Source organism: Paenibacillus sp. FSL E2-8871 (assembly GCF_038000345.1).
GTDB lineage: Bacteria > Bacillota > Bacilli > Paenibacillales > Paenibacillaceae > Paenibacillus_AQ.
This window is the reverse complement of sequence record NZ_JBBOBV010000001.1, coordinates 2,040,539-2,067,415: the sequence shown is the minus strand read 5'-3', so window position 1 is coordinate 2,067,415 and position 26,877 is coordinate 2,040,539. Positions and strand designations below refer to the sequence as shown.

At 42.4% G+C, this 26,877-nt stretch carries 29 protein-coding genes; 21 read left to right on the top strand and 8 right to left on the bottom strand.

The window, feature by feature from the left end:
- Window positions 1–10: 10 nt before the first annotated feature.
- The 8 genes from NYE25_RS09600 (at window position 11) to NYE25_RS09565 (ending at window position 7,888) form a co-directional block, all read left to right on the top strand.
- Window positions 11–1,030, top strand: coding sequence for a uroporphyrinogen decarboxylase family protein (locus NYE25_RS09600; protein ID WP_341145779.1), 1,020 nt, complete (start codon window positions 11–13; stop codon window positions 1,028–1,030).
- Window positions 1,031–1,041: 11 nt separating this feature from the next.
- Window positions 1,042–1,869: a MetQ/NlpA family ABC transporter substrate-binding protein gene (locus NYE25_RS09595; RefSeq protein ID WP_076299273.1), complete on the top strand. Its 828-nt coding sequence runs from the start codon at window positions 1,042–1,044 to the stop codon at window positions 1,867–1,869.
- Between the two features lie 18 nt (window positions 1,870–1,887).
- A complete protein-coding gene (proC, locus tag NYE25_RS09590; RefSeq protein ID WP_341145778.1) occupies window positions 1,888–2,694 on the top strand; it encodes a pyrroline-5-carboxylate reductase in 807 nt (268 codons plus the stop codon).
- Between the two features lie 2 nt (window positions 2,695–2,696).
- Entirely contained in the window at window positions 2,697–3,461 is a 765-nt protein-coding gene (locus NYE25_RS09585; RefSeq protein WP_341145777.1) for a VOC family protein, read from the top strand.
- A 419-nt stretch (window positions 3,462–3,880) separates the two neighbouring features.
- The gene (locus tag NYE25_RS09580; protein WP_341145776.1) at window positions 3,881–5,065 is read left to right on the top strand and encodes an NAD(P)/FAD-dependent oxidoreductase; all 1,185 of its coding nucleotides are present in this window, start codon (window positions 3,881–3,883) and stop codon (window positions 5,063–5,065) included.
- A gap of 39 nt (window positions 5,066–5,104) precedes the next feature.
- On the top strand, window positions 5,105–5,968 hold the full coding sequence (gene sigJ, locus NYE25_RS09575) for an RNA polymerase sigma factor SigJ (protein ID WP_341145775.1): 864 nt from the start codon (window positions 5,105–5,107) through the stop codon (window positions 5,966–5,968).
- A 220-nt stretch (window positions 5,969–6,188) separates the two neighbouring features.
- A complete protein-coding gene (locus NYE25_RS09570) occupies window positions 6,189–7,151 on the top strand; it encodes a helix-turn-helix transcriptional regulator (RefSeq protein ID WP_341145774.1) in 963 nt (320 codons plus the stop codon).
- A 110-nt stretch (window positions 7,152–7,261) separates the two neighbouring features.
- The gene (locus tag NYE25_RS09565) at window positions 7,262–7,888 is read left to right on the top strand and encodes a type 1 glutamine amidotransferase family protein (protein WP_341145773.1); all 627 of its coding nucleotides are present in this window, start codon (window positions 7,262–7,264) and stop codon (window positions 7,886–7,888) included.
- Window positions 7,889–8,058: 170 nt separating this feature from the next.
- Here the strand turns inward: NYE25_RS09565 and NYE25_RS09560 are convergent, their stop codons facing one another.
- The 4 genes from NYE25_RS09560 to NYE25_RS09545 form a co-directional block, all read right to left on the bottom strand.
- The gene (locus tag NYE25_RS09560) at window positions 8,059–8,934 is read right to left on the bottom strand and encodes an AraC family transcriptional regulator (protein ID WP_341145772.1); all 876 of its coding nucleotides are present in this window, start codon (window positions 8,932–8,934) and stop codon (window positions 8,059–8,061) included.
- 26 nt (window positions 8,935–8,960) lie between these two features.
- Window positions 8,961–10,079 (bottom strand): C45 family peptidase, encoded by a 1,119-nt coding sequence (locus tag NYE25_RS09555; RefSeq protein WP_341145771.1) that lies wholly within the window; start codon window positions 10,077–10,079, stop codon window positions 8,961–8,963.
- 193 nt (window positions 10,080–10,272) lie between these two features.
- The gene (locus NYE25_RS09550) at window positions 10,273–10,569 is read right to left on the bottom strand and encodes a hypothetical protein (protein ID WP_341053126.1); all 297 of its coding nucleotides are present in this window, start codon (window positions 10,567–10,569) and stop codon (window positions 10,273–10,275) included.
- Window positions 10,570–10,583: 14 nt separating this feature from the next.
- The gene (locus tag NYE25_RS09545) at window positions 10,584–10,910 is read right to left on the bottom strand and encodes an ArsR/SmtB family transcription factor (RefSeq protein ID WP_341053128.1); all 327 of its coding nucleotides are present in this window, start codon (window positions 10,908–10,910) and stop codon (window positions 10,584–10,586) included.
- A gap of 268 nt (window positions 10,911–11,178) precedes the next feature.
- On the opposite strand from NYE25_RS09545, the gene NYE25_RS09540 reads away from it, so the two are divergent.
- Window positions 11,179–11,277, top strand: coding sequence for a sporulation protein YjcZ (locus NYE25_RS09540; protein WP_139328621.1), 99 nt, complete (start codon window positions 11,179–11,181; stop codon window positions 11,275–11,277).
- Between the two features lie 83 nt (window positions 11,278–11,360).
- On the opposite strand, the gene NYE25_RS09535 is transcribed toward NYE25_RS09540, so the two are convergent.
- Window positions 11,361–12,080 carry a class I SAM-dependent methyltransferase gene (locus NYE25_RS09535; protein ID WP_341145770.1) on the bottom strand — a complete coding sequence of 240 codons (720 nt, stop codon included), beginning with the start codon at window positions 12,078–12,080 and terminating at the stop codon, window positions 11,361–11,363.
- A 386-nt stretch (window positions 12,081–12,466) separates the two neighbouring features.
- Here NYE25_RS09535 and NYE25_RS09530 point away from each other — a divergent pair, with 386 nt between their 5' ends.
- On the top strand, window positions 12,467–13,459 hold the full coding sequence (locus NYE25_RS09530; protein ID WP_341145769.1) for a hypothetical protein: 993 nt from the start codon (window positions 12,467–12,469) through the stop codon (window positions 13,457–13,459).
- Between the two features lie 15 nt (window positions 13,460–13,474).
- Window positions 13,475–13,735: a helix-turn-helix domain-containing protein gene (locus tag NYE25_RS09525; RefSeq protein ID WP_339796899.1), complete on the top strand. Its 261-nt coding sequence runs from the start codon at window positions 13,475–13,477 to the stop codon at window positions 13,733–13,735.
- A gap of 42 nt (window positions 13,736–13,777) precedes the next feature.
- On the opposite strand, the gene NYE25_RS09520 is transcribed toward NYE25_RS09525, so the two are convergent.
- The gene (locus NYE25_RS09520) at window positions 13,778–14,674 is read right to left on the bottom strand and encodes a LysR family transcriptional regulator (protein WP_341145768.1); all 897 of its coding nucleotides are present in this window, start codon (window positions 14,672–14,674) and stop codon (window positions 13,778–13,780) included.
- Between the two features lie 105 nt (window positions 14,675–14,779).
- Here NYE25_RS09520 and aroA point away from each other — a divergent pair, with 105 nt between their 5' ends.
- From aroA to NYE25_RS09500, 4 genes are all read left to right on the top strand, one after another.
- Window positions 14,780–16,126, top strand: a complete 1,347-nt coding sequence (gene aroA, locus NYE25_RS09515) for a 3-phosphoshikimate 1-carboxyvinyltransferase (RefSeq protein WP_341145767.1) — start codon at window positions 14,780–14,782, stop codon at window positions 16,124–16,126.
- 18 nt (window positions 16,127–16,144) lie between these two features.
- Window positions 16,145–17,200 carry a chorismate synthase gene (aroC, locus tag NYE25_RS09510; RefSeq protein ID WP_042189513.1) on the top strand — a complete coding sequence of 352 codons (1,056 nt, stop codon included), beginning with the start codon at window positions 16,145–16,147 and terminating at the stop codon, window positions 17,198–17,200.
- A gap of 117 nt (window positions 17,201–17,317) precedes the next feature.
- Window positions 17,318–18,235 carry a hypothetical protein gene (locus NYE25_RS09505; protein ID WP_076285389.1) on the top strand — a complete coding sequence of 306 codons (918 nt, stop codon included), beginning with the start codon at window positions 17,318–17,320 and terminating at the stop codon, window positions 18,233–18,235.
- Between the two features lie 77 nt (window positions 18,236–18,312).
- Entirely contained in the window at window positions 18,313–18,840 is a 528-nt protein-coding gene (locus NYE25_RS09500; protein WP_341145766.1) for a DNA topology modulation protein, read from the top strand.
- Window positions 18,841–19,169: 329 nt separating this feature from the next.
- Here the strand turns inward: NYE25_RS09500 and NYE25_RS09495 are convergent, their stop codons facing one another.
- Window positions 19,170–19,844, bottom strand: a complete 675-nt coding sequence (locus NYE25_RS09495; protein ID WP_341145765.1) for an SOS response-associated peptidase — start codon at window positions 19,842–19,844, stop codon at window positions 19,170–19,172.
- Between the two features lie 106 nt (window positions 19,845–19,950).
- Window positions 19,951–20,784, bottom strand: a complete 834-nt coding sequence (locus NYE25_RS09490) for a MurR/RpiR family transcriptional regulator (RefSeq protein ID WP_341145764.1) — start codon at window positions 20,782–20,784, stop codon at window positions 19,951–19,953.
- 180 nt (window positions 20,785–20,964) lie between these two features.
- On the opposite strand from NYE25_RS09490, the gene NYE25_RS09485 reads away from it, so the two are divergent.
- The 6 genes from NYE25_RS09485 (at window position 20,965) to NYE25_RS09460 (ending at window position 26,788) form a co-directional block, all read left to right on the top strand.
- Window positions 20,965–21,843: a cell division protein FtsQ gene (locus NYE25_RS09485; RefSeq protein ID WP_341145763.1), complete on the top strand. Its 879-nt coding sequence runs from the start codon at window positions 20,965–20,967 to the stop codon at window positions 21,841–21,843.
- Window positions 21,836–23,584: an ABC transporter ATP-binding protein gene (locus tag NYE25_RS09480; RefSeq protein ID WP_341145762.1), complete on the top strand. Its 1,749-nt coding sequence runs from the start codon at window positions 21,836–21,838 to the stop codon at window positions 23,582–23,584. The genes NYE25_RS09485 and NYE25_RS09480 overlap by 8 nt, the downstream gene beginning before the upstream one ends.
- Window positions 23,571–24,404 (top strand): energy-coupling factor transporter transmembrane component T family protein, encoded by an 834-nt coding sequence (locus NYE25_RS09475; protein ID WP_341145761.1) that lies wholly within the window; start codon window positions 23,571–23,573, stop codon window positions 24,402–24,404. The genes NYE25_RS09480 and NYE25_RS09475 overlap by 14 nt, the downstream gene beginning before the upstream one ends.
- 34 nt (window positions 24,405–24,438) lie before the next feature.
- On the top strand, window positions 24,439–25,233 hold the full coding sequence (locus NYE25_RS09470; RefSeq protein ID WP_341145760.1) for a PHP domain-containing protein: 795 nt from the start codon (window positions 24,439–24,441) through the stop codon (window positions 25,231–25,233).
- Window positions 25,234–25,464: 231 nt separating this feature from the next.
- Window positions 25,465–26,112 carry a FusB/FusC family EF-G-binding protein gene (locus tag NYE25_RS09465; RefSeq protein WP_341053146.1) on the top strand — a complete coding sequence of 216 codons (648 nt, stop codon included), beginning with the start codon at window positions 25,465–25,467 and terminating at the stop codon, window positions 26,110–26,112.
- A 202-nt stretch (window positions 26,113–26,314) separates the two neighbouring features.
- Entirely contained in the window at window positions 26,315–26,788 is a 474-nt protein-coding gene (locus NYE25_RS09460) for a MarR family transcriptional regulator (RefSeq protein ID WP_042189499.1), read from the top strand.
- Window positions 26,789–26,877: the final 89 nt, after the last annotated feature.

Here is a 26,877-nt window from a genome sequence, read left to right as displayed (position 1 = left end):
AGTTTGGCAGATGAGTGAATGGAGCAAGCAAGATCGATTTAAAGCGATATTATCTGGAGAAAAGGCAGATCGCCCAATTGTAAGTGGTTGGCGGCATTTTATCGACAAAGAACAAACTGCAGATGATTTAGCGCAAACTACGATTTCTTTTACGAAACAATATGATTGGGACTGGGTCAAGATCAATCCTAGAGCAACTTATTTGGCGGAAGCTTGGGGCAATCAATATGATTTTACGGATTATCAGACTGTATTTCCAAGGCAGCAAACAACAGCAATTCCATCAGCGGTTAATCTATGGGATATCGAAGTTAAAAAGGCGATGCATACAGCTTCCTTGGCAGAACACTTAGAGGGTGTTAGAAAAATTCGTCAAGGACTACCTGATACCCCACTAATCCAAACGGTATTCTCTCCATTGACTGTATTGCTATTTATTGTAGGACGTTCTGCTTATGTTACAAAAACAGTGTTTGGCATTGAGCATCCAGTAACTTTGGAGTCGTTATTTAAGGAGCATCGTGCGGCAGCGCACCATGCGTTACATGCGATTTCATTAACCTTAGCCGATTATGTACAAGAGCTGCAGCAAGTGGGTTCTGACGGTTTGTTCTACGCTGTGACAGGCACCGCTCACCCAGGATTATTTGATGAAGCCATGTTTGACGAGTTCTCCAGACCTTATGACTCTATTGTCTTAGAAGCTGCAAGCTACGGCAAAAACATTCTTCATACTTGTGGGGCTTATGCCCAGCCTGAGAAATTTAATGATTATCGAATTGATGGGATCAGCTGGGATACTGTAGCCGAGGGGAACCCTGGTTTAGAGGCGGATCTTAAAGCTACTAAAGTAGGTGGCGTCGATCACGGGTTGTTCGCTGTAAACGATATCGCACAAATTAAGCAGCAGGCTAAAGAAGCACTGACATTAATGAAAGACCAGCCTTTTATTCTTTCTCCAAATTGCGCTATCCCACTTAATGTGACGGATGAGGCGTTAGCACAACTAAAACAATCTATATTTGAATAGGAGATGAAGTTATGAAAAAGTTGATAGTAGTGTTGATGATAGGGGTTCTAGCGGTGTTGACGGCTTGCGGGAATAGTCAATCCGATAATTCTGGAGATAAGAAGAAGCTTACCATTGGATTTGGTGTGGGAACCTATGAGGAGCAATTCCGCCAATCGATCCTTCCGATCCTAGAGAAACAAGGCTATAGCGTTGAAATTAAGTCTTTTTCGCAAAACATGCAGGTCAATCCTGCGATGAAGGAAGGCTCCATTGACGCAAGTATCTTCCAAAGCACAGCATACATGGAGGCAATCAACAAAGAAATCAAAGCAGACATGGTAGGAATTGCTTATGCGCCTGGTGCACCACAAGGTCTTTATTCCGTAAATCATACTACACTTGACGATGTTAAAGATGGTACAACCGTAGCTGTTCCGAATGATCCGGTGAACCAAGAGCGTGCACTGCGTATCCTGGAAGAATTGGGTTGGATCAAGATTAAAGATGGCGCAGGCGTAGCTGATTTTAACATCAACAGCATGGAACCGGATAAATATAATATTGATATTAAAATATTGGACCCTGCTCAAATCCTAGTTTCACTGCAAGATGTTGATTACGGCGTTGTAAACGGGAATTATATTGCTAATTCAGACAGAAAGATTACGGATGCCTTGAAAATCGAAAATACGCCTATGGAACACAGAATTATCGTATCGGTTAATAAAAAGGATGAAAATACACAGTGGGCGAAAGACTTGAAAGCAGCTTATGAATCTAAAGAGTTCGAAGAATATATTCGTGGAATAGAGAAATATGATGGTTTCATTCTGCCTGAAGCATGGGACAACAATTAAGTAAGGAAGTGAACGCAAGTGACACAAGAAAAGATTCATTTTATCGGTGGAGGACAGATGGCGGAAGCGATCATTCGCGCATGTATATCCAACAACACCCTGTTGGTAGATCAAATTAGTGTATCTGACATTAATGAAGATCGTCTTCAGTTTTTAAGTACCAAATACGGAATAGATACGAAGAGCTCACAGGAGCAAAGCCTATCTACTGCAGATCTGATTGTGGTTGCGGTGCGTCCACAGGATGATTTAACTACACTTGGACAAATCGTACAACAATTCGCTTCACCTACCGCAGTCATCGTATCGATTGTGGCAGGTGTAACGAATGTCCAATTAGCTGGTTATTTTGGAGCTGAGAGGTCCATTATCCGTGTCATTCCAAATACATTGACGGATACAGGCTACGGATATAGCGGTGTAGCATTAAATGCTTACGCTAGCCGTGATCAAGTGGAGCATTTCTTACTCGGATTTGGTAAAGTGCAATATCTGGATGAGACATTAATGGATATTTTCACTGGATTTGGTGTGGCTGGCCCCAACTATATTTATTATTTCATTGAGTCTTTTGTAGATGCAGGTGTGCTTGCCGGATTGCCGCGTGAGCAAGCCTGGAATGTTGCACTGGAGAATATGATGGGATCGGTAGCTATGCTGCAGCAGACAGGGCTGCATCCAAGACAACTGCTAGATATTAATAATTCACCTGGCGGAGTTGGAATGCATGGCTTGTACGAATTAAATAACAGTGATTTCGCAGCAGGTCTGCAAAGAAGTGTTCTGGCAGCTGTGAAGCGTACTACTGAGCTAGGAGTGAAGTAATCATGGCAACAGTGAAATGGGATCACTTAGTACACTACGTCAATGATCTGTCCAAACCGGTTGGAATTTTTGGAGCTCATGATTTGGTTGCTTTTAAGGGAGGTTCTCATAAAGATTGGGGAACCTATAACGCATTAAGTTATTTCGGGCTAACCTATCTCGAATTTCTGGGCATTGAGAATCTTGAGCTGGCAAAGGCAACCGAACATAATCTAGTGGTGAAAGACGCTGTAAAACTTCTGCCGGAGCATGAAGTCTTAAGCAGAGTAGTCATCCGGACAGATGATATTGAAGAAGTAGCGGATTCCCTTAAGGCAGCGGGTTTATCACTATCTCCAATCATCGATGGGAAGCGTCTAGATAACGAGGGAAGATTAATCGAGTGGCGCATGATGACTATCGGTGGTGACTTTCAAGGCCTAGTCTATCCGTTCATCATTCAATGGAGCGGAACAGATGCAGAGAGGTTAGAAAGATTAACTTCGTCTGGAGTCATCCAGCCTCATCCTGCTGGTCATGTCGAAATCGTGCGCGCTGTATTCCATGTCTCCGATCCTGCAGCTACCGCTAAACATTGGGGATCGATATTCGGACTGCCTGTAATAGAGTCAGAGGACGATTGCTTCAGCCTTAAGATTGACGATAAGTCGTTTGCTTTCGTGCAAGGGGATGAGAACCAGTTCAAGCAGGTGATTTTTGAGACAGATTCGTTAGCGCTGAAAGGGAAGACGATTCAGATCGGTGACGGGGAGTATGTTTTTGTATAAGGCATTAGTTTCTATATAATTTAAGATGAAAAGACTTGCTTGAAGGTATTGATACCTCGAGCAAGTCTTTTTGCTATCCATTGATGTGATCTTTTTGTTTTAATCAATTTGTAAACCAGATGAAATTCCATTTTATAGTAAGATAACCATGATAACGAAGATTGAAAACCTCGAGTATGCAGTTAAGAGATAACTTTCAACGGATTAATTCATGTACCAAAAGTATAGTGTCCACATTGATTGGGATTGCAATTGAAGAAGGATGTATCCCTTCTGTTGAGATTACTTTGAATAACAAATGTTTTTTGCGATGATAACTTTTTCAAGTACAGATAATCGGCAGTCATCGAAATATCGTTGTTGTCACAAAACGACTCCTTATCTCGTTTTATATGCAGACGGAATAAGGAGTGGTTGCAATGAAAGAATTGACATGCATCGTTATTGGCGGAGGATATGCAGGTATTAATGCAGTTAAAGCGATTCGGAAAACATTTAAGGGGCAAGCAAGTAAACGAACACTCCGACTTATTTTAATCGATAAGAACACTTATCACTTTCGCAAAGTATTGCTTTTTAAGCCCGCGGTCGGAGATGAAGAGATTACTATCCCTCTGACTAGGTTATTTCCCGAGGGGGTTGAATTCGTTCAGGCTACTGTAACGAAAATCGAATCAGGGGAAAGAAGGCTACTTTGTCAGGATGCTGTAGGAAATAAGAATTCGATAAAATATGACTTCCTCGTTTTGGCGGTGGGCAGCGTCGTGCGGCAACCCGACCCTGATCAAGGAGGTTTGGCATTAGCGAGTTTAGACGCTGCGTGGAAGATCCGAGAGGCATGGCGCGCGAATATAAAGAAAGCTGTAAAGGAAAAAAGCTCGAAAGAACGTCAGAGATTAATGACCATTGCCGTTGTTGGAGCGGGCATAAGCGGCATCGAGACATCTGCCGAACTAGCTTATTTTTTTCGTAATGATGCGGTATCATTGGGACTTGACCCGAATGCTGTAAGGATAAATTTATTTAACGCGAATAAGAGACTTTTCCCAGAAGGCCCGGCAAAAGTAGGCCTTAAACTGGAACGTTCACTTGACGCTTGCGGAGTAACTACCTTACATGGAAGTAGGGTGTTACAGGAGAAAGAGGGAGTGCTAACCTTATCTAACGGCGAGACGATGTCCGCTGGCCTATGTGTCTGGACGCTGGGGCTGTTACCCAACCCAATGCTGCAAAGCATCGGGTTACCGATCACTCCGGAAGGATACGTGATCGTAGATGCAAGTTATCGGGTTCAAGGGGCCCAGGGTGTATACAGTATCGGCGACTGCGTGCGAATCGTAGACCCTGCTAGCGGATGGGTGGACGGGAAGACGTGTAAGGAAGCGACCGCCCAAGCAGCAAGGCTTGGAAAGATTTTATCGGCGGATATTGCAGGGCGTCCAGCACCCATGCATAAGGAATTTATTGACTTTTTTTGTTTTGCCTTAGGTCCGGAGCAGGGAATGGTATGGACACATCAATGGGGGTTAGATATTATTTTTACAGGAAAGCTGGGTTGGCGAATAAGGAAATTCACATGGGATTCGGCAAGTCTGTTAAAATAATGTAAACAGAGGGTTAGTGGAAAAGGGTGGAATTTTAAGATGCAAGAATTATATGAGCATTATAAAGGGCTGCTTTTTACGCTTGCCTACCAACTGACTGGATCGGTCTCCGATGCGGAGGACGCTGTGCAGGACGTATTCCTGAAGTTGTATGATGTAAAGCTGGATCGATTGGTTGAACCTAAAGCATATTTGTGCAAAATGGTAACTAATCGCTGTCGGGATTTATTCAATTCGGCGCGTAAGCGGCGAGAACAGTATTTCGGGCAATGGCTTCCTGAGCCCCTTCTTACTCCGAATGATGAATCGTTTGAATCGGTTGTTCAAGGTGAGCTGCTGTCTTATGCTATGCTCGTCTTGCTTGAAAGGCTGTCCCTTACGGAACGGGCAGTGTTCGTGCTTCGTGAGGCGCTCGGCTTTGAATATGCTAATATTGCTGAGCTCGTTGGCAAAAGCGAAGCGAATTGCCGCAAGCTGATCAGCCGTGCGAGAGGAAAAATGGGGATTACCCCCGATGAACCAGTCAATCCCGAAGCTGCAAGCGAAGAGTGGGTCCGTCGACTCCTAGCGGCTCTCGAACAGGGTAACGTGGATAGGGTTGTATCCATGCTCTCCAAAGATGTCGTGTTGGTCTCAGATGGAGGGGGTAAAGCCTTCGCCGCCGTCCATCCTATTGAATCGCGCGATCTCGTCGCCCGTTTCCTTCTCGGCTTAACTCGTAAGGCTCCTCATTACGAAGGAGGCGTGCATGTAGAAATGAGGGATATAAATGGCCAAACAGGACTCGTTGTCCGTTCAGGAGATGGCATCGTAACTGTTGCGCTAATGCATGTCGAGAGAAATTCGATTCGCAACTTATACTTTGTTAGGAACCCAGATAAGCTGAGGCATTTATTGAAATGAAAAGAGGATTTGAAAAAAATCGCCGTTAGAACAGTTATGGAGATGTGGGGGAGTGAGCACTCCGGTAACACTAACGGAGTTGATTAGTAATAACAAGGAATTCAGGAGTGTATCAACACTACTAGGATCAGAATAAAGGAATACAGTGGATTAGCTAACAAATCACTTAAAGTGCTTGTTAGAAGTTAAGTTTAGTGGTAATCAAAGTGAGGGTTATGTTATGCCAAAAAATGATAATATGCTAAAAATTCTATGGATGTTGAATTCGGGAGAGAAATTGACTGCAAAGCAGATATCGGAAAAGTTAGAGATGAATATAAGAACAGTTTATCGGTATATTGATGCACTATGTGCCAGTGGTGTCCCTATCATATCCGACACAGGGCACAATGGCGGGTATAGCTTGCTGCACAATTTTATCAAATCTCCTCTGCTATTTAGTATTGATGAAAAAAAGACACTGCTTCATGCTGCCCTATTTGCAAAAGAAGCCGGATATCCTTTGAGTGAGGCATTAGAGAATGCAACATCTAAGTTGAAAATGTATTCGAATCAGGAGCAGGAAAGTATACTAAGCCATCATTTAGCCGGATTTGAAGTAATAAACCGCAAGGGATACCCCGCTGTTCAGCCGGTATTGCAGGAATTGGAGCACGCTGTAGCAAATGAATGGTCTGTAGAAATTTCTTATCGTAACAGTCATGAAGAGCAGTCCCCAAATAGGGTAATAGACCCCTATGGCGTGGTTAATTGGAACAATAAGTGGTACACAATTGCATTTTGCCACCTGCGGAATGAGATCCGCAGCTTTCGGGTAGAACGAATTCTGAACATCACACGCACGCCATTCTCATTTAGGCGTCCCAATGATTTTTCAGCGCGTACTTTTTTTATGAAAAATCTGTTACCAGATGTAGTAGGTAAATCCGAATTAATTTCTTTAATTATTGGTGGCAGGGCAGAGGCGTTGGATGATTTATGCATACATTGGTTTTTGGAGCATCATTTGCAGGAGCGGACATCAACGCAAGCATTTTTTTTACTTGAGGAAGAATCACTGTATACATATGTTCCGTATATAATTCTTCCCTATGGGAAATCCATTCAAGTTATAGAGCCACAGAATCTAAAGAATAAACTTGTGGCGGTTGCTTCAGAGTTAATGGAATATTATCAAGTTTAACAACTTCACTGACAGCAGATGTCAGTGAAGTTGTTTTATTATAATGATAACCACTCATTAAAGATGAATGGTTGCTGTTACCTAATAAACTTTATGAGGAGCACTTAGAAATGAATAATACAGTATATCTTTATGTGTTTGATACCATGTCCGATTGGGAAATAGGTTATTTAGCCGCCGAACTGAACTCTGGAAGACACTTCAGACAGGGGCTGGCTCCAGCAAAAATAGTCACCGTTGGGATAGAAAAGACTCCGGTAACTACAATGGGCGGATTGAAAATAATGCCTGACATTAAAGTGGATGAGTGCAGCATTAAAAGCGTAGATGCACTGATTTTACCTGGTGGAAATACATGGACAGAAGCTATTCACGTGCCTATATTAAAAATTGCCGAGATGTGTTTAAAGGAAGGGATAGTAGTTGGAGCAATTTGCGGTGCTACCTTAGGACTTGCTCAAGCAGGATTGTTAGATTCACGTTGTCACACAAGCAATGATTTGGCCTACCTTAAAATGATTTGCCATTCTTACACGGGCGAAGAATATTACAAAGTGGAATCTGCTGTCACCGATGGGAAATTGATCACCGCATCCGGAGTAGCTCCATTAGAATTTTCTGTTCATGTTTTAAAAGCGCTAGATGTATTTTCTCCAAAAACATTAGACGCTTGGTATCGTCTTAATAAAACTCAGGAACCTAAATATTTCTACGAGTTAATGAATTCAATCCAATGACAGTATAGGGATATTAGGCATGTGGAGTGCTGTGTGTTGTTGATTCACTAATAATATCTGAAGACCACATTTACCTATAAATAGAAGCCCAGGCGTGTTCAACGCTTGGGCTTTTGCAGTTTGGTCTAAGCCGCGCTATCATCCAATAATTCTCTAGGGGGTCATGATTTTTATTTGATCGGAATGTACAGATCTACTTTGGAATCAGGATGATCATATCCTAAATATCGTTGATCGTATAGCTCAAAATCCTCACGCTCGTCCATTTCCTCTTTCGTGTTAAGGAACCACGTTCCCAAAATATAATGGAACGTTTGGGGAAGCGTGCGCAGTGTACCAGTGTGAGTGAATACGGCGTAACGCCCCTCTGGAATTACCTTTTGCACAAATTTTGCAGGAAGTCCTTCAAAAGAATCCACTTCGATGCCAGCGACCTCTGTAAATAGCACCTCATCACTCATGGAGTATAGGCTGTTTTCATGACAGGCCTCGCAGATGCCAAATCCTCGTCCATTAAGTGAACGATGGGGAATTTGAGTAGAAATATTGTTGAATTTCTGCCACAGTTCGGCTAGTTTGTTATCCTTGAGCGTTGTTTCTCCACGTATTCCGGCGACCTTCGTCTCTGGGAGTTTTACAATGGTAGGGTGTACGGTAACATTGCAAGTTAGATGCTCCAATAAATTAGCGTGCAGTTTAGTCTTGGAAGCAATGAAGGTGTCCAGTCGATTGATACGGTATTCCTGCGGGCTGACCTTATATATGAATTTAAACGCACGACTAAAAGACTCGGCGGACTCAAAGCCGTTGTCTAGCGCAACATCTATAATTCTTTTGTTTGTGTAAAGCAAAGCTTTTGCAGCATTGGCCAGTCGACGTTTCTTAATATAGCTGCCGATGCTTTCCCCTAATATAGCGGTGAATTGGCGGTTCAAATGATAGTAGGAATAGCCTGCTGCCCGTGCAACATCCTCTACTTTAATCGCTTCGCCAAGCATGTCTTCAATATAGATTATCGCTTGCTCTAACGCCAGTCGATAGTCCAATTTGAATCCCTCCATCGGTCAACTGTTCAAAGTAAAGAGTGATAATCGAACATAGCTTTGTCCGCGCTCTCCATACAAATCTGGATATTTGTTGTGGAGTCTGGTATAGCTTGTTTTAAATCATAAGTCTGCCAGCCATTTTCCGCTCTGCCGCCCCAACATAGCTCAATTATACCGTCTGCGGGGGAGAACACCATGCTTTTGGTTGTACCGAAGTAATCCTCATAATAATGACTGCACAGCCCATTCGGGTATTTGGACAACAGCATCTCCTTTAGATGTTCGTTCGTCATAGCTGTTGCTCCTTTCAGTTGTGAAGCGATCCACTCCCCTCGCCGTAAAGAATGAATGGCAGCCTGGGGCTCATAACGAACTAATGGTGGAAGGACTGGATGATTGGTAGCCCAGAGGAACTGCTCTTGCGAAGCTGGACTAATTTGCTTCGTCGCTTGCATGCCGTTCATCGTTTCAAACAAGGCGGCATTCCCTTTTTTATCTAGCAGCATCAAATTGACATTACAGGCGATAGGCATCTCTTTTAAATAATACAGTGATTCTTCGACATTTTTACAATTTTCCAGTAACGCCCGAATGGCCGCCCAGAAATGTAATCCTTTTACTTTAGGTGCACGCAAAAAGGGCACAGCCCCGACAGGAAAGCCGCAAGCACTCATTGTAACAGCAAGTCCGTGCTCATTAAAACCGTCGTCTCTCCCAAAGCTCATTGTACTTGTGCCCATGTGCGTATATTTACCTGTTACTGAGGTTCTGACTAACACAAAATCCTCGATCTGATGATTGAATTCATAGTTGCGAGCTAACAATGGCTTGTTCTGTGTTGTCATATTTGGCAGCAAGGCAATCTGACTGCATCGCGGCAGCAGATACGTCATGGCGTAGTAAGCGATTTGCTCGGTATTAACCTTTAATGCATCGGCAAAGCCAACAATTTCTTCTGAAATGCCTGGGCACCACTCATCGAATAGTTTGACAGCGTCTTTATATTCTGTTAGACCAAAGCCTTCGAGTTTACGAGTGTAAGCAATCTTGTGTGCTGTATTTTCTGAAATAATATTGCCTAGCTTATACCCAATTTCATAGCTTGTTCCTTTCAAATCCAGTGTATGAACGGAAATCGTTAACATCCTGTTCCCTCCTTTTTTCTACAGTTTAAGGTGGAAAGGGAAGCAGTGCATGATATTTTGTGCTGTTTTGATGATAAAGAAGGGAACGTGCGGTGCTGTTCAAGGCTTACTGAAGTTAATGAAGGATATAACAAAGGCCCATCATATCTTATCGGATGGGCCTTTACAGGGGTGATTGTTGCAATTCCGCCGTTTATTCTACCTCACTAAGAATCTTTTCAATTTTTTCGATGCGGGTTCGAATTTGCGACAATTCCTCAGATGATTTGTCTTGTCTATCCTTGATTTCGTGCTGCATGACGGAAAAGCTTCCCGTCAGCTTGCGGAACTCATCCTCCAAATTGATCGAATATGCGTTTTGGGTTGCGAAACGTTTGGTCTTAGACTTCTGAATAGTGACTACGAGTGCAACAATTACCCCCAGAACGAGAATTCCGAATCCGAATGCCATTCCGAAATAACCATATAAACTTCCGCTGTCTTGATTCATGGATAGACCTCCTATTATTCATCATCTGTTTGAGAAACTTTGACACTTAATGTTGGGACCAATTTCGCAATTATTTCCGGCGAGAGTAGGATATTAAAATCCGTTAGCTCATAGAACTTCATCGCCTTTCCGTCATTTGATAACTCTAAGCTGCCGGATACCAAATCGGCTCCTTCTAACTTCTGTAGATGTAAATACAGCAAAGGCCGACTTATACCGATTTCCCGAGCAAGCTCACTGACATATTTCCGTCTATCCTTCAACGACGCAATGATGCGCAGACGATAGGGATTGGACAGGGCTTCCAAAATACGTAGTAAATCGTTCCCGTTTTCTTTCATGAGTAATTTCTCCGCTTCGAACTGCATAGTTGGAACTTTTATAAAAGGAGTATAAGTTTTTATACCACCTGTAAGAAAAATATAACACGTGTTTATTTATTGAGTCAATTTGTTTTTTAGTTAGTTACAACTATTTTTTGAATGATTTTATTACATCACAATGATTAGGATATAACCGTATTTTTCCTTCGTGTTAATTAGGTTATAATCCATACATTTAGAATAGCAGTGCATATTATGTTTTAAGAAGTAAAAGGGGGGATAATCAATGAGCTGTGGAGTTGGAGGCAGATTTACTTCTACTGGAGAAATTTTGGTTCTTTATATCTTATTGGTAATTATATTATCTGCTTGTTTCTTTGTATAATAGCAGGCTATCAGAAAGAACAATAGTCACTGTTACAAGGCTATTGTTCTTTTTTCGCAAATGTTGTTGGGCAGGCTAATCCTTTATTTCGTTCCAATTACGAGAATAAATCCGATGTATTCATGATAACGGTCCATTATACTATTGTACTGACTGATCACTTCCCAAATCGTGTGGTCAAGAAAGGAATCTGCATCCATTTGTTGATAATTGTCCGGATGCTCTGTAAGATCCTCACTTGATTTAGGAAACAAGAAGGGACCATCTATCTGTGAATGATAAAATCCCATAGTGTTTACTAATGCTGACCAATCATTAAAGTCCCACAGATTCTTAACATGATAAAATGTACTAATCATTTGATTAATTTCTGTAGACATAGGTTTATATTGAATCATTTCTCTGTCAAAAAGCTTGCCTCCAGTCCGCAGAACCCTATAATATTCCGAGAATGCCTTTTCTGTATCCGTAAAAATGGATACAGACTCAACAAGAATCACATCAAATGACTCGTTAGGAAAAGGAAGCGAACTTGCGTCGCCTACTAAGAATTGAATTGAAGAATTCTCTTTTTCAGCCCGTATTTTTGCTTTTGAGATCATATCTGATTGAATATCTATACCTATTACATCATGACCTTGCGCAGCTAAATAACAAGCTGTTCTACCAGTGCCACAACCAACTTCAAGGATTCGGGAGGCAGTTAGTAGAGGGTATTGTTCAAATTGCTTTAAAGTTGCTGTAAACCCTCCAGGATGAGCATTTCCAACACCTAATTTAGCCAGCATATTCAAATATTCCATGAGTTTAAATTCCTTTCACTGCGGGTCTTATTTTATAATATGAAAAAAAAATAACTTTGTACCGCAGTGCGGAATATTACTAACTTAAGGACATACATAAAAGAAAATATTGGTTTATTTTTAAATTAAAGGCCAGGTCGTCAAGCATATAATTAATTGCTTGACGATCTGGCTTTTTTTGCTAAAAAGGATATGATTGTCCGTTCTTTTAGTAGTCTCCGATTACAAGTTGGGGTTTTATTTAATTAATCCAAGAACACTTGAAAATAATGTAAATGTAGAGTATTGTAAGTGATAAGTAGTAAGTAGTAAGTAGACCAAAACGCTCACCATACGGAATAAATATCATCCAGTAAATAAGAATTTATGGATAGGGGTGGATGGTTATGATGGATTTAAAATTAGCACCAAGTTTTTCATTGCTCGCACTTAATGGACAGAGAAGTCTTCATATGACTACTGTTAAGAAAGTGTCTTTACGCAGCATGGCAGCAGCCGTTATATTGGAGCTTTACTTAGAGGGATGTATTACACAATCTGAGAACAAGTTGATTTTGCCCAAGGAAAAACTTGATCAATCTCATTCAACACTTTATAGAGAAACGGTTCTGCAACCCTTGCTTCATAAACATGCTGAAGTGAATGGAGATCTTAATTGGTGGGTAAAAAAGGCCTCCACGCTGTCTAACAAACAATTAAAAAAGTTCGAGACCGCGATTTCAGATTATCTTAAAGCAATGGATTTGCTTGAAGATATCCCAAGTCTGTTAGGGAGCGACATGTATTTTGATACTGCCGAAGTTGAAGTTAGAGCGTATCGCAGTAATATGGAGGCGTACTCAAGCATTACAGAGAACATTCGCGCAGAGATTTTGGAAGAGGGTTCAGTAACGGATGAGGTCATTTGTATGCTGTGGCTGCTTCGTGAATGTGGATGCATGCATGATTTCTTCTCGCTAAATGAAATAGAAAAGGTAAATATCAAACTACATGATCTATACCAAAGTAATGTATGGGCAAAGGCATTGCTTCCAATACAAATTCGCCATGGAATTGAGCTGGGAATCAAACGCTTTTTAGAATTGAAGACAAAGTTTGCGAAGACTTTTATCGGTAGTAGCATCAATCTTTTATTCCCTGCCCTAGAGCCATCGCGAGCTGTCTTTATAGAAACAGAGTCTTGGTTTGATAATCCTAATCAAAGACTAGACGCAGTTATTACAAGATTATTGTCCTATGGACATGAAGTTAAGGTGATGGAGAGAGGATCGATTGCGACCCTTAAAATTGATAATTTGTTATACGATGCGATCCCGCATTTTGTAATGATGAAAGTGCCAATCCAAGGTGTGCGTCTTGTTCCGAAGCGCCCGCTGTAAAGGAGTTGGTAATCAATGTCTAGACAACGCTCCATGGAGAATATTTTGGCTTCAGAGTATGTATCTATAGGTGAATTGGTAAGAATCACAAACTCTCGTTATAGTACACTCAAACATTACACAGAAGAAGGCATGCTTCCCTTTGAACAGGCCGAGGAGAATTTAACACGCAGATATAAAAGAGAGAAAACCGTCGCACGCATTCTTTGGATCAAAGAGATGAAAACAAACGGTTTATCTATCCCGCAAATTAAAGAAGCTTTAGGAATGAATTAAACATCGGGATTCCCGATGTTTTTTGCTTTTTTAGTCAAAGAATTATAAACCCTCAGATAGCCGGGCCCCAATCATCTGAACAAATTGCTCAGCCGCAATAGACAGCTTTCGATCCCGTCGTACTGCAAAACCTATACTGCGAGGTAAAAGCGGATCTTCTAACTTCAACTCATGAAGCTTTCCACTATGAAGATCCTCTTGCACGAAAGAACGGCTGATAAAAGCTGCCCCATACCCTAATCTAGCGAACTCTGCTAGCAGTTCTATGCTCCCCAATTCAATATCTGGAATTACCGATAATCCCTTAGTCGCAAACCATTGTTCAACAAATACTCTAGTACTGCTCCCTTGAGAAAATAAGATTAAAGGCAGCTCTGACACTTCTCTCATGGTAAGTGAACGACTAGCTAATCCTTGATAGGCTTCACCTACTACAAAACAATCCTCTAACACAGCCAGCGTCTGTATATTTAGCAGTGGATCGTGAAGCGGCATATGGACAAAGGCACAGTCGATCTCACCATCTTTTAAACGCTTAGTGATGTCTGGCGTCTTCCCATGAGAGAGACGAATTCGTATACCTGGGTATGTGCTATGAAAGGTATTCAACTGCGGCAACAAAAGGTGCTTGATCAGATAATCACTGGCTCCGATTCGTATTTCTCCCTCATTTAACTGCTTCAAGCTCTCCAGATGCTTCTGTGCAGAATCCAGCATGAAAAAGGATTGCTCCACATATTCAAATAGCGCTCGTCCTTCTTCTGTAAGCTCTACACCTTTGGACAGCCTGTGAAACAGCTTCAGCCCTAAGGCTTCTTCCATTTGTTTAATGGCATAACTCACAGAAGGCTGTGTAATATGTAGTTCCCCTGCAGCTTTTGTTAAATTTCGATGACGTGCCGTTTGCCAGAAAATACGATACCACTCCAAGTTGAACATGTGGTATAGATCACCTCTATATCATTATGGTAAAAATCCAATTTCATTTATTTCATTTCATTCATTATAATCAGGCTAGAGGAATAATTCAAAGGGGTGGATGAAGTGGAATTCAATCAACCGGACTTAGAAGCACGTTCTCCATGGTCAACGAATAGCGATAAACACATAGTGAAGATTAGCCCAGCGAAAGCGGTAATCAATGGGACGATAACCATATCAGGAAGCAAAAGTCTGACGAATCGGGCCTTGGTAATCGCTGCTTTAGCTGATGGACGTTCAGAAATAAAGGGAATATTAAGAAGTGATGACTCTTACTGGTGTATTGAATCATTAAAAAAACTGGGGATTCCCGTTGTGATAGAAGAAGAGACAGCTGTTGTGGATGGAAGTGGCGGCAACTGGCCGAATCCGACTGGTGAGCTATATGTAGGAGCGGCAGGTACGGTTGCGAGATTCTTACCGGCTGCACTCGCGGCAGGGACTGGCACTTGGACAATGAATGGAAGTAAACGGCTTTGTGAGCGGCCACTCGCGCCATTACTCAATGCATTAACAACCCTGGGTGCACAATTTGAGTATAAACAAGCCGACCGTTGTTTACCTTTTACATTAGAGGCAAAAGGTCTGCAAGGAGGAAAGGCAACCATGCCCGGCTCCACTTCAAGTCAATTTATAAGTGGATTACTGCTAGCCGCACCGTATGCCAAAGAACCGGTAACCGTGTATATTGATGGAGAAGTTGTGCAAAGAGACTATGTAGAGATGACCCTTACTATGATGGCCTCCTTTGGTGTAAAACCAGAAGCATCTCAGGACGGTCAATCGATAACGGTTCCTGCAGGAAAGTATCAAGGTCACACGATCACTTTAGAGCCTGATGTATCCACATGCTGTTACTTTTGGGCGGTAGCTGCACTTACGGCAGGACGTGTACGAATTGAAGGGATCAATGCTAGCAATACAAGTCAACCTGATATCGAGTTCTTAGACGTTCTGGAGGTAATGGGCTGTACCGTTGTTCGTGGGGAGAACTTTGTTGAAGTACAAGGTGTCCCACGGCTTAAGGGTGGATACACAGTGAGTATGAAGAAGTGGTCGGATCAAACACTAACAATGGCTGCTATGGCTATTTTTGCAGATGGTCCAATCACTCTAAAGGATGCCGCACATATCAGACATCATGAATGTGATCGGATAGCCGCGATATGTGAAGAAATAAGTAAGACCGGAATACGTGTGGAAGAGTTTGAGGATGGTCTAACGGTATATCCGGGTCAGCCACTCCCAGCTTTACTAAATTCTCATGACGATCACCGGATGGCTATGGCGCTTTCTTTAATCGGCTTGAAGATTGAGAATATTCAGATTATCGACCCTGGTTGTGTCTCCAAGACCTGTCCAGATTATTTTGACCGTTTGTCAGCGTTAGGCGTACAGGTCCAATACTAAATAAGGAGTGCATATATAATGGCAGGAAATACATTCGGTGAAGTGTTCAAAATTACAACCTTCGGTGAATCACATGGTGTGTCGGTAGGGGTCATAGTGGATGGTGTAACACCAGGCGTCGAGATTAACGAAGCGTATATACAGAAACAGATGGATCGGAGAAAACCGGGCCAATCTTCAGTGACTACTCCTCGTAAAGAATATGATGTTGTCCACATACAATCTGGAGTATTTGAGGGGAAAACAACAGGTACACCGCTCTTTGTAGTTCTTCAAAACCACGATATGAGACCAGAAGCGTACAGCGAGATCCAGGACGCTTTTCGTCCGGGCCATGCCGATTTTACTTATTTAGAGAAATACGGCATTCGGGATCATCGCGGTAGCGGACGTGCTTCAGGTAGAGAAACTGCGGCAAGAGTGGCCGGAGGTGCGATAGCTCGTAAGTTGTTAGAGAGAAGAGGCGTACAGGTAGTAGCGTACACACAAGAAATCGGAGGCATAAGATGTGAATCCTTCGATGAGGGTGTGATTGAACAAAACGCTGTCCGTGCCTGTGATCCAATTGCAGCTGACAAAATGATTAAAAAAATTGAGGGGTTAGCCGAGATTGGGGATAGCTGTGGTGGCATTGTAGAATGCCGTATTCGTGGCGTGGTTCCGGGTCTTGGAGAGCCGGTCTTTGATAAATTGGATGCAGAACTGGCGAAAGCTATGCTGTCCATTGGCGCTGTTAAAGGGATAGAATTTGGAGCTGGCTTCGAAGCAGCAACGATGCTGGGGAGTGAGCATAATGATGCGAGGAATAGCGATGGTTTTCTAACTAATCATTCCGGAGGAATCATCGGGGGGATTAGCACAGGACAAGAAATCGTATTTCGGATCAGTGTAAAGCCTACTTCGTCCATCTCTGTGCCACAGCAAACGACTAACATCAAAGGGGAAGAACAAGAGATACGCACCGAAGGCAGACATGATCCATGTATTTGTCCGAGAATCGTACCTGTCGTAGAGGCTATGGCTTGTTTAGTACTGGAGGATCAATACAAACGACAAGCTGCTATGCTTGGATAATTCTAGAGCGGCATAATGGTGATGTTTGATTTTGACATGATCATTGAATTATTTTCCATTTAATGATATTTTTAAGATCGATTCATTGTCTCAGTCTACCCTGGAAGGAGCTGTACCATGGAACGATCAATTTTTATGAAAAGCATTGCTGCCCCTCTCGGCTTAATCCTGTTCTTGACCAGTATCGGTCTTGCCATTTCCTTTGCCGTCCCACAGCGGTCAAAAGCAGCGGTTGTTAAGTCTTCTTCTGCTTTTAGTTTGTTTGAGCAAAGAGTGAAGAAACCTTCATCTCTCAGTCTGGCCCAAGCCACCTTAGTCAATCGTATTGATGAGATGACGCCAGCAGAGGCTAATTTAGCCGTTTTACATTTGGAAAATGCCCTGAAAGCTTATCTACCTACAGCAATCAAACGAATGAATACGCCTGCTATTCAACAAGATATCAAAGATATTTATACTCCAGGCATGTCAATGGTGCTGGCTCGATCCAAGGTGAAGCAGTCCCAGACCCGTGTTGTTCTACAGGACTTGACTGCCATGGACTATAAGCTTGTATTGGGTGGCGGACGCTTTTATCCAATCATTCAATACAAAAGCTTCAAAGTGTTCAAACCTTACGTCTCCAAAGATTTGCAAGCCTATATCGAGCTGATGGCTACTGAGTCTGAGCAACCCTCTGCTGTGAACGGAACTTTGCTGATCAACTGGTACAAGGTCATAGAACGGGCTATGGCATATGAAGATTTTTTGTCAACCTATAAGTCTTCCAACCGTACAATAGCTATTAAGGAAGCCTATAACGTAGCCAAAGAATATGTGTTTAACGGTACCCAAAACTCTCCGCTCTTTGATAAGATAACGCAAGTGATGAGTGAAGAAGCGGCAATTGCATACGAGAATACATTGTCAGAAGCGGGGCCAGAGCAGATTGAAGCCAGCCCACTACTGATCCAGCTTGAAGAATTTTTGATGCTACTGGAGAAGAACGGGGATAAGAAGACGCAGGCTGTTAAGGATTTTCTGAAATCGATTTAAGCTATAAAAATTTCAAAATAATAACTCTTGGAAGGCACTAACGTCCTGTTAGTGTTTTTTTTGCGAAAGGAGAACCTATGAACCGAATACTAGTCATTGGATCTGCTGGATCGGGCAAATCTACCTTGTCTCGCAAACTACATTACATACTTGATCTCCCTGTTGTACATTTGGATACCTATTACTGGAATGCCGACTGGGTTCCTAAACCAAATGAAGAGTGGAATAATATTGTCGAACAATTTATCAATGAAGAGCATTGGATCATGGATGGTAACTATTCAAGAACGATGGATATCCGAATTATCAAAGCCGATTTAATAATTTTCTTAGATATGCCTAGACTTCTATGCATCTACCGAATTATCAAACGACGAATTATATATCACAAGAATTCCAGACCGGATATGAATCAAGAATGCCCAGAAAAATTAGATTGGGATTTTGTGAAATGGGTTTGGAATTATAGAAAAAAAGGTCGAGTGAACACTATAAAGAAACTTGAGCAGATTAAAGGACGTAAAGAGGTTGTTATTCTGAGAACGAGGAAAGAGATGGATGAGTTTATAGGGAAGGTGGAGAAGGAAGGGGCTGGTCTGGGATGACTTGCAAACTGTTAGTTCAATCTGTAAATAAGTCATTAGAAATTGTTGATTTGTACTTTGTACAAGGATGGTGTAGATACTATCACAACGGGTCATCCTGCGGTTAGAAAGTTTAACAATTCTAAGTTATGAGATGATCCTGAATGGGTGGATGGTGTTTTTGAAAAGCTTGAACAATATAAATTCGAACTGAACTCTTGAGCATGTAATTGGATGAAGAGCCAATAGAAATGATAAGCAATTAAAGCAGCGATGTGCTAAGGTTTTAATTCTCAGCCCTAGCACCGCTGCTTCATTTTTAGAGCATCTAATCCAATTCTGCTATCATCTCAAGGCTTTACCCAGGATCCCTTCAGATCCATTTCCCGAATACAATCAGCCGAGTCATTCCTGTTGTTACTAATCATTGGTGTGACCGGGTACACCTGCATTTCATCTGCTGAATAAGGCCGCAGAATCGGATTCAGTGCTTCCAGATCATTTGTCTCCTCATCAAGCCATCGAGTGATATCCTGTGGGGATAAAATCGCCGGCATCCGGCTCTCAAATTCGCTAATCAGTGGATTGGCATCTGTCATGACCAGAGAGCAGGTGCGAAGAGGCTCCCCGCGCGTATCCCGCCAAATTTCGTATAGACCAGCCACTCCGAACATACTGCGATTATTCATGACTACCCGAACTGGATAAGTCTTTTTGCCTTCTTTTTTCCAATAGTAAAATCCATTACAAGGGATAATACAGCGCTGCTTGTCCACCATCTTGCGATAGGTTGGATTCTGATGCACATTTCGGAGATCCGCATTGATCGCATCTTTACCCCAATAAGGAACGAAGCCCCAGCGGAACTCATCCAGAATTCGCTCACCATCCTGCTGTAATACGACAGGCATATCCTGTGTGGGACTAATATTATAGCGGTCTTTATAGTAGTACATCACCCGTTTGATTTCAAAATGATCCCTAATGTCTTGTAGTTCGGCCGCCAGAGAAAAACGTTGACACATGAAACATCAGCCTCCTTTTGTTTCGTAGTGTTTGTAAAAGGAGGTAAATTATTCATGATTTCCATGGTCCTATTTTAGCAATCACTCCGTTTCTTTATAGCTTAACCTAGCTCCTTGGAAGCTTCCCTCCATATTGCGCCCTTAGCTGCTGCAATTTGTCCAGCTTACTCAGACTACTCTCCCTGTTTACTAAGCCTACCCCAAGAATCAGATTCTCGATAATATACGTGGGACCGACCATGGAGTGAAACTCCCAAACCTCACCTCTTCCGGCATACAGTACAATGTCTGCATCTTGGGATCGAGGATACACGAGTCTATCGGTGATCAGGATGACCTGGTAATTAGCTTCACGTGCATGGTCCAGAATCACTTCGATTTCAGGTAACAGTTGAACGAATCCAAAGACAAGCAATACATCTTTTTGATCAGCATGCATTAAGGTCTCTAGCAGTTCGTGACCGCTGGGGGCCATTTTTTTCATCTGTATTCCAAAACGTGCCATACGATAGATCATCAGCTCTGCCAGTCCAGCACATGGACCAGGGCTATATACATAGACAATGTGAGCCCCAGATAGTGCTTCTATCGCATGTTGCAGCGCCTCGTCGCTTAAATAGCGGCGTGTTTCTTGCAGATGATGTAAGCAATTGTCCAGCAGCACATGAGGGAGTGAACTATCATCCGATCTTTGCATGGCATCACGCATTTTTATGGAAGGTGTAGACTCGAAGCGGAAACGGAGTCGGCTCTTGAAATCCTTGGCATGCTTGTATCCAGCCGCTTTCCAGAACCGTGAGACGGAGGCGATACTTAATTGAAGCTCATCTGCCATTTCCTGTTCGGTCATGTAGACCACACGTTGCTCATTTTTTTGAATGAAGTCAGCAATAATTCGTTGATTTGGTGAGAAAGCGCGACGATTCCAATCCTTATACAATCTCTCATTCCTCCTAATATGAAGCAATAAATAGAATATAACGTGCGAAGATGTTGTAAATATTTTTACAACGTTAAAAATACTGAAAAAAATATTACTCCCATTTAACAATTGGTAAAAGTTGTGCTGACATGGCCTTCTTATAATAAAGATAAATTCCTGTAGGGAGGCCAAATATTCATGAGTACGATAAAAACACGCTACACGCTGACCCAGTCACAAAAAATGATGATTTTTGTACTGTCGATGTCGCTTTATGGCTTGTCCAATATGTTTACGGAGCTTGTGCCTGGGATCAAACTAGGCCCCATTGAATTATCGATTGAATATTTCGCTTTCATTCCTTTGACCTTATGTATGCTGTTCCATCCATTGTATGCGGCTATTGGGGCAGCTGTAGGTGAAGTGATCTTCGGGGAACTAATGTTAGGTCAATTTGGTGGGCTGGGCGAATTGGAGAAATTCATCACTTTCTCATTGGCGATGTATACTGCTGGCCGTATGGTATCTGATCCGAAGAATCGTAGACAGGTTGGAGTGGCGGCGATTACTGGCGTAGCGATTCACCAGTTCTTCAGCTCTGTTGTGGATATAGTGAAAGTATGGGTGGGTGTAGAAGAGCTTGAAGCTGTTAAAGGTCTGGCAGAGAGTATCGTTGTAATCGAGGGAGTTGGCTTTTTGAATGATGTACTCTTCTCCGGTATCTTGTTTGCCTTAATTCCTACCATGTATCTGGTTCCACGTTTATATGGGAAAATCGAACCTTTGCTTGGTATGAAGCCGCGTGAACGGAACATGAATTATGCAACAGGGGCTTGGTTATCTCCTAAGCTCGTCATTTTTGGAACGCTTCTGGTCATGGTTGCGCTTGGATCGGAATTACTCTCGGAATCCGGATGGAACTTTGGTGACTTTGAGTTTGCATGGGCAGAGTCCAATGAAGAGAGCTTAATCTGGCTGAGTATGCTGGTAGCGGCAATTGTTGCAGCAACAGCGATTATATCCCTGATTCGGCGTTCAGCACGTAAAAGACAGGAAGCGGGTCAAGTAGATGCGTAATTCGATACTCGAACTGAACGGAGTCACCTTTACTTATCCAGGAGCCGAACAACCTGTACTTCAAGATGTATCCTTGCGGCTAGAAGAAGGAGATTTCATTGCCATTATAGGTAGTAATGGTTCGGGAAAATCCACGCTGTGTAAATGCTTTAATGGCCTGATTCCTCATTATTACACAGGGGACTTCACTGGAGAGGCGACGATCTGTGGACAACCGGCGGATGGGAAAAGTGTAGCGGAGCTTTCCAAGCATATAGGGTATGTTTATCAGGATTTTGAGAATCAATTGGTGCGTCCGACGGTTCTTGATGATGTGTCGTTTACACCACTCAATTATGGATTTGCCGATTACAAGGAGCGGGGAGAGCGAGCACTGGCACTAACCGGACTTAGTGATTTAAGAAATGAATTCATCTGGCAATTGAGTGGCGGGCAAAAACATTTGCTCGCTTTAGCCGGAGCACTAGCGATGGATCCGGAAATTCTGGTCATTGATGAACCGGTAGCTCAGCTGGATCCGCAGCATGCCCGCCATATTTATGATATTTTGCGTCGTTTGAATGAGGAGCATGGGAAGACCATTGTAGTGATCGAACATCATGCGGAATTTATTGCAGACTATTGTAAGCATGTTGTCCTGATGGATAAGGGGAGAATGTGCTGGCAGAAGCCGGTGCGTGAAGCTTTGTCATCTGTAAAAGAACTGCTGGAGCTGGGTATTTATCCCCCCGATGTGACTCGGGCAGCTTGGCTGTTGCAATCTGATGCGCCGCTAACCCAATTACTTCCCTTGAGTGCTGAAGAAGGGAACGCCCACATGATATTACGGCAGGATGCGATGCAGAGAAATGATCCATCTGACTATATGAAGGAGCAGTCCCTTACTGTAATTCGGGAAGAGAAGAGTGTCGTTCAGATGGAGAACGTACACCTCTCATATCGTACGATTCATAAGACGATGCATCCTGTCTTGAATGGTGTTCAACTAGATCTGCGGCAGGGTGAGTCTATCGCTCTTATTGGCAACAACGGAGCGGGTAAGTCTTCTTTAATGAAGCTGATTGCTGGAATTGTCAGACCTACAGCTGGAACCGTAAATGTGAAAGGGATGACCGTGAACGGTCTGCCACCCGAGCGTCTCTCCAGTACCGTAGCATACGTATTTCAGAACCCGGAGGAAATGTTTATTGAGGATTCAGTACGCAAAGAAATTGCTTATTATTTGAAGGCACGGAAGTTATCAGTCATAGAAGAGAGAGTTGAAGAAATGCTAAAAGCATTCCGGCTTAATGAATTAGCAGAACGTGACGCTCGACTTCTTAGTGGAGGGCAGCAACGCCGAGTATCGCTAGCCATTGGTGCCGCTGTTCGTCCTGCCGTCATGCTGCTCGATGAACCAACGGCGAATCTGGATATTTCGACCAAACAGGAAATGGTTCATGTGCTGGATACACTTCGCAGTCATGTTGAGACAGTGGTGATCGCGACACATGATATGCAGCTTGTGTCTGAATGGGCGACCAGGATTATCGTTATGCATCAAGGCAGGATTATTGCTGACGGAACGAAAGATGAAATCTTCGCTGACGGACTACTATTACGGCGTGCGGGTCTGGCTCAGACGCAATTGATGGAGCTGAGTCGTATGCTCGGCCTGCCCCGCATTTGCAGCAGCTTAGAGGAATTCGTAGGTCTAGTGGAAGTGAAAAAGGAGGTAGCTGCAATCCATGGAAGCTGTTAAACGGGCACTTGACCGTATATCTGTAGAACAAATTAAACTGGAACTCTTAGGGACTGCTTATAACAGCAGCAGTACTTTTCTGGGAATGCTCGACCCGCGAACGCTGCTACTTTGGTATATATTCTTTGCCATTGTGCCTTGGTTTGTACATAACCGTACAGTTCTGTTAGGGATGTTCTTGCTTATGGTCTTAACGACTGTCCTCTCCCGAGTCAGCCCATATATTATTTTTATATTGTGTCTGGGATTAATCAGCCAAATTGGGTGGATGTTCATCCTGTCTCTCTTTTTCGGCGGAGGAATTGAATCGTTGCTGCCTATGTTGACGCTGACACTTAAGCTCTCAGTGATATCACTAGCGAGTATTACGGTGTTCTCCAGTCTCGATCCGGAAAGACTTAGCGACGGCCTGCTATCCTTAGGGATTCCTGATACATTTGCTTTCAGCTTATCTTATGGTTATCGTATTTTGCCTACGTTATTGGAGGAATTCCATCAGATTTTGTTATCCTTCAGACTGAGAGGGCAAAGACCGCTGCAACATGGTTTGTTGTATTGGAGAACAGTAACGTATTATTTGCGCATTGTGATCCTGGCTTTTTATCCACTCATGCTAAACACCGCTAAACGATCCCGGACCACGATCGAGGCGCTTGAGACTAGGGGATTTAGCTACGGTCTGAATAATAAGAAAGTGAAGAAGATCAAGTTATCTTATTTGAAAATGAAGCGGTCCGACTGGTACTTTTTATCCGGATCCACCGTTTATGTTATTTTGCTTTTCTGGATCGGCTACCTCTACCCTAAACTGGTGTATTAACATCACTCAAAAGCTCAAAGGAGACGAATTAGACATGAATATTGATCTGCATACCCACGGTAAATTATCTAAGAAATCGACCTTTTCCCCTGAATATTTTGCTGAAATGATGTTTGAGGCGAAAGCGAATGGATTACAGGCAGTAGCTTTGACCGAGCACTTTAACACTTCTAATTTCTTTGCGATGTATGAGACGCTGGACCAGACTTATCCTTATAACGGACATTATTATGATGTAAACGGACTTAAACTGTTTCCAGGTATGGAGGTGGATATTGCGGAGACAGGTCATATCCTGGTGATCGGACTTAAGGAAAATGTTCTAGCAGTTAGAGCTTTACTGGATGAGCATACGCAGGAGAGGAATTTTATTCCATTCAAGGATTTGCTGGACATGGCTGACAAACATAACCTTTGGAAAATAGGAGCTCATCCTTTCCGTACTTCTACGCCATTACATCAACTGGACCCGGAGCTGCTTCGGAGATTAGATGCTTTTGATTTCAATGCAAAGGATATTTACATGCAGGGGGCAGAGACTTATAAGAACCTGATCACACCATTTGCTGAAAAGCTTGGTGTACCTGTGATTGCCGGTAGTGATAGTCATCAATGTCTGCAATATGGGAGTGTTCTGAATCGGTTGAATATTACCTGCTCGACGGTTGAGGAATTGAAAGAAACCATTAAGCAAGGCAACTACGAAATTGAGCTTTCGCCTTGTCTTCACACTAAAGTGAAAGCTTCGGTCATGATGAAGAAACTTTTAAAGCAGCTCATTGGTGAAGCACCTTCCAGAGAGGATGCTGAGGTTGGCAACATGGTCTAGCCGATTCCAAACATTCCTGTTATACTTTTTTCGTGAATGTAATCGGAGGTGGTACTGTGCTAATGCTGGTTTGCCCATTAGCTAGAAGTTCCTCACGCAAAGCCTAAATTAGGGCGATACTTTGCGTGAGGTGCGATAGGATGGATGATCGCCCAAACTAAATATTATCGTTTCTAATAATGGGCTTTGCACCTTATGGATTGTTCAAAACAAATAAGGGGCTGAAGAGCAATGAATACACCATTTATTAGAAACCATCAATATAATTTTATTAAAAAACAAACAGACTTCCTTCTAAAAACACTGCGAACTGTAGCGGATCGAAGAGTCTTGGAGACGGTAAGATATCGTTCATCGTTGAATGTAGTAGAAGCTTTTTCAACACTAAGTGATAGTCAGCAACAGTTGCTGCAACAAATATCTGCCTTTGAGACTGCATACGATTTTCAGAAGTATCTTAGTGGATTAGAGCCTTATTTAGAACCTTTTCCACAGATTACACCGAAACAGATTCAGAAGTTATTCCCTAAGAATAAGAAGCTGAAGGTACCTGATTTATCAGCAATCGACTTTCGATATATGACATATTTGAGCTGGATAGATATTGCTACCAATAAACTATTTATTGTATATCCGTTCGAAGGGCAGTTTATCGGTATTGAGGGTAGAATGACACCAATGAACAAGAAGGGGTATTGCCTGTTCTGTAATCGGCAGCAACAGCTCGCCTTCTTTACGGTCAAGACCAGGCTTGCAAAATCTTCGCCGGATGATTACTCCTCCATTGGCCAATATATTTGCATTGAGAGCCAAGAATGTAATCATAGGATTACGGATACAGCAGCGCTAGAGAGATTCATTCTCTCCACTCGTGCATAATGTTAGGATTAGCAAAGGCTGCTTTTGTAGGTAGCTTCAGACTATAGAGCAATAGGGTTTTGAAACGAATGATTTCCGTTTCGAAACCCTATTTGCTGTTCGTTAAATTCCTGAATTTATTATTTTAAATATTGTTGAAATAGAAACAAAAAAATAATGTGATATAATATTGTTAATGCAAGAGTGGGTAGGAGGACAGGTCATGAACAAAGAAGATCAGATCCTAACGGGTGTCAGGGACCTATATAATAAGATGGTTTGGCTTAACAAAGATAAGATGGAAGCAAGTCTTAAGGGTTATACATCTTCCGAAGTACATTGTATTGAATACATTGAAAAAAATGTAGATTCCAACGTTACAAAACTTGCGGAGTCCTTTTTTATGACTCGTGGTGCCATAAGTAAATTAACTAAGAAACTCATAGAAAAAGGCCTGATCGAAAGCTACCAGAAGTCGGATAACAAAAAAGAAATCTATTTTAGGCTTACTGAGCAAGGAAAAGTAATTTATAAAATCCATGAGAACCTTCACAAAGAGTTTCAAGAGCGGGATAAAGCCGTCTTTGCGCAGATAACCGAGGAACAATTTGATAGTATGCTTAGTTTCGTGGAAAAGTATAGTAGTCATTTGGATGCGGAAATAAAGAAACAGGGTAAAGATATTAAATCGGAGTAAAATTTCAATAATGAAAATGAAACCACATGCAGTCGGGCTCTATGGAGAACGGCTGCATTTTTATTGTTATTATTTTGTTGACAAGGAAA

Coding starts and splice junctions, on each gene's coding strand:
- NYE25_RS09495 (WP_341145765.1), bottom strand. CDS start 19,844: ATGTGTCAACGTTTTTCTCTGGCGGCCGAACTACAAGACATTAGGGAT.
- NYE25_RS09595 (WP_076299273.1), top strand. CDS start 1,042: ATGAAAAAGTTGATAGTAGTGTTGATGATAGGGGTTCTAGCGGTGTTG.
- NYE25_RS09540 (WP_139328621.1), top strand. CDS start 11,179: ATGAGCTGTGGAGTTGGAGGCAGATTTACTTCTACTGGAGAAATTTTG.
- NYE25_RS09475 (WP_341145761.1), top strand. CDS start 23,571: ATGGAAGCTGTTAAACGGGCACTTGACCGTATATCTGTAGAACAAATT.
- NYE25_RS09585 (WP_341145777.1), top strand. CDS start 2,697: ATGGCAACAGTGAAATGGGATCACTTAGTACACTACGTCAATGATCTG.
- NYE25_RS09465 (WP_341053146.1), top strand. CDS start 25,465: ATGAATACACCATTTATTAGAAACCATCAATATAATTTTATTAAAAAA.
- sigJ (WP_341145775.1), top strand. CDS start 5,105: ATGCAAGAATTATATGAGCATTATAAAGGGCTGCTTTTTACGCTTGCC.
- NYE25_RS09600 (WP_341145779.1), top strand. CDS start 11: ATGAGTGAATGGAGCAAGCAAGATCGATTTAAAGCGATATTATCTGGA.
- NYE25_RS09565 (WP_341145773.1), top strand. CDS start 7,262: ATGAATAATACAGTATATCTTTATGTGTTTGATACCATGTCCGATTGG.
- NYE25_RS09525 (WP_339796899.1), top strand. CDS start 13,475: ATGTCTAGACAACGCTCCATGGAGAATATTTTGGCTTCAGAGTATGTA.
- NYE25_RS09530 (WP_341145769.1), top strand. CDS start 12,467: ATGATGGATTTAAAATTAGCACCAAGTTTTTCATTGCTCGCACTTAAT.
- NYE25_RS09520 (WP_341145768.1), bottom strand. CDS start 14,674: ATGTTCAACTTGGAGTGGTATCGTATTTTCTGGCAAACGGCACGTCAT.
- NYE25_RS09535 (WP_341145770.1), bottom strand. CDS start 12,080: ATGGAATATTTGAATATGCTGGCTAAATTAGGTGTTGGAAATGCTCAT.
- NYE25_RS09555 (WP_341145771.1), bottom strand. CDS start 10,079: ATGTTAACGATTTCCGTTCATACACTGGATTTGAAAGGAACAAGCTAT.
- NYE25_RS09460 (WP_042189499.1), top strand. CDS start 26,315: ATGAACAAAGAAGATCAGATCCTAACGGGTGTCAGGGACCTATATAAT.
- NYE25_RS09500 (WP_341145766.1), top strand. CDS start 18,313: ATGAACCGAATACTAGTCATTGGATCTGCTGGATCGGGCAAATCTACC.
- NYE25_RS09580 (WP_341145776.1), top strand. CDS start 3,881: ATGAAAGAATTGACATGCATCGTTATTGGCGGAGGATATGCAGGTATT.
- NYE25_RS09550 (WP_341053126.1), bottom strand. CDS start 10,569: ATGAATCAAGACAGCGGAAGTTTATATGGTTATTTCGGAATGGCATTC.
- NYE25_RS09485 (WP_341145763.1), top strand. CDS start 20,965: ATGAGTACGATAAAAACACGCTACACGCTGACCCAGTCACAAAAAATG.
- NYE25_RS09505 (WP_076285389.1), top strand. CDS start 17,318: ATGGAACGATCAATTTTTATGAAAAGCATTGCTGCCCCTCTCGGCTTA.
- aroC (WP_042189513.1), top strand. CDS start 16,145: ATGGCAGGAAATACATTCGGTGAAGTGTTCAAAATTACAACCTTCGGT.
- NYE25_RS09470 (WP_341145760.1), top strand. CDS start 24,439: ATGAATATTGATCTGCATACCCACGGTAAATTATCTAAGAAATCGACC.
- NYE25_RS09480 (WP_341145762.1), top strand. CDS start 21,836: ATGCGTAATTCGATACTCGAACTGAACGGAGTCACCTTTACTTATCCA.
- NYE25_RS09545 (WP_341053128.1), bottom strand. CDS start 10,910: ATGAAAGAAAACGGGAACGATTTACTACGTATTTTGGAAGCCCTGTCC.
- NYE25_RS09570 (WP_341145774.1), top strand. CDS start 6,189: ATGCCAAAAAATGATAATATGCTAAAAATTCTATGGATGTTGAATTCG.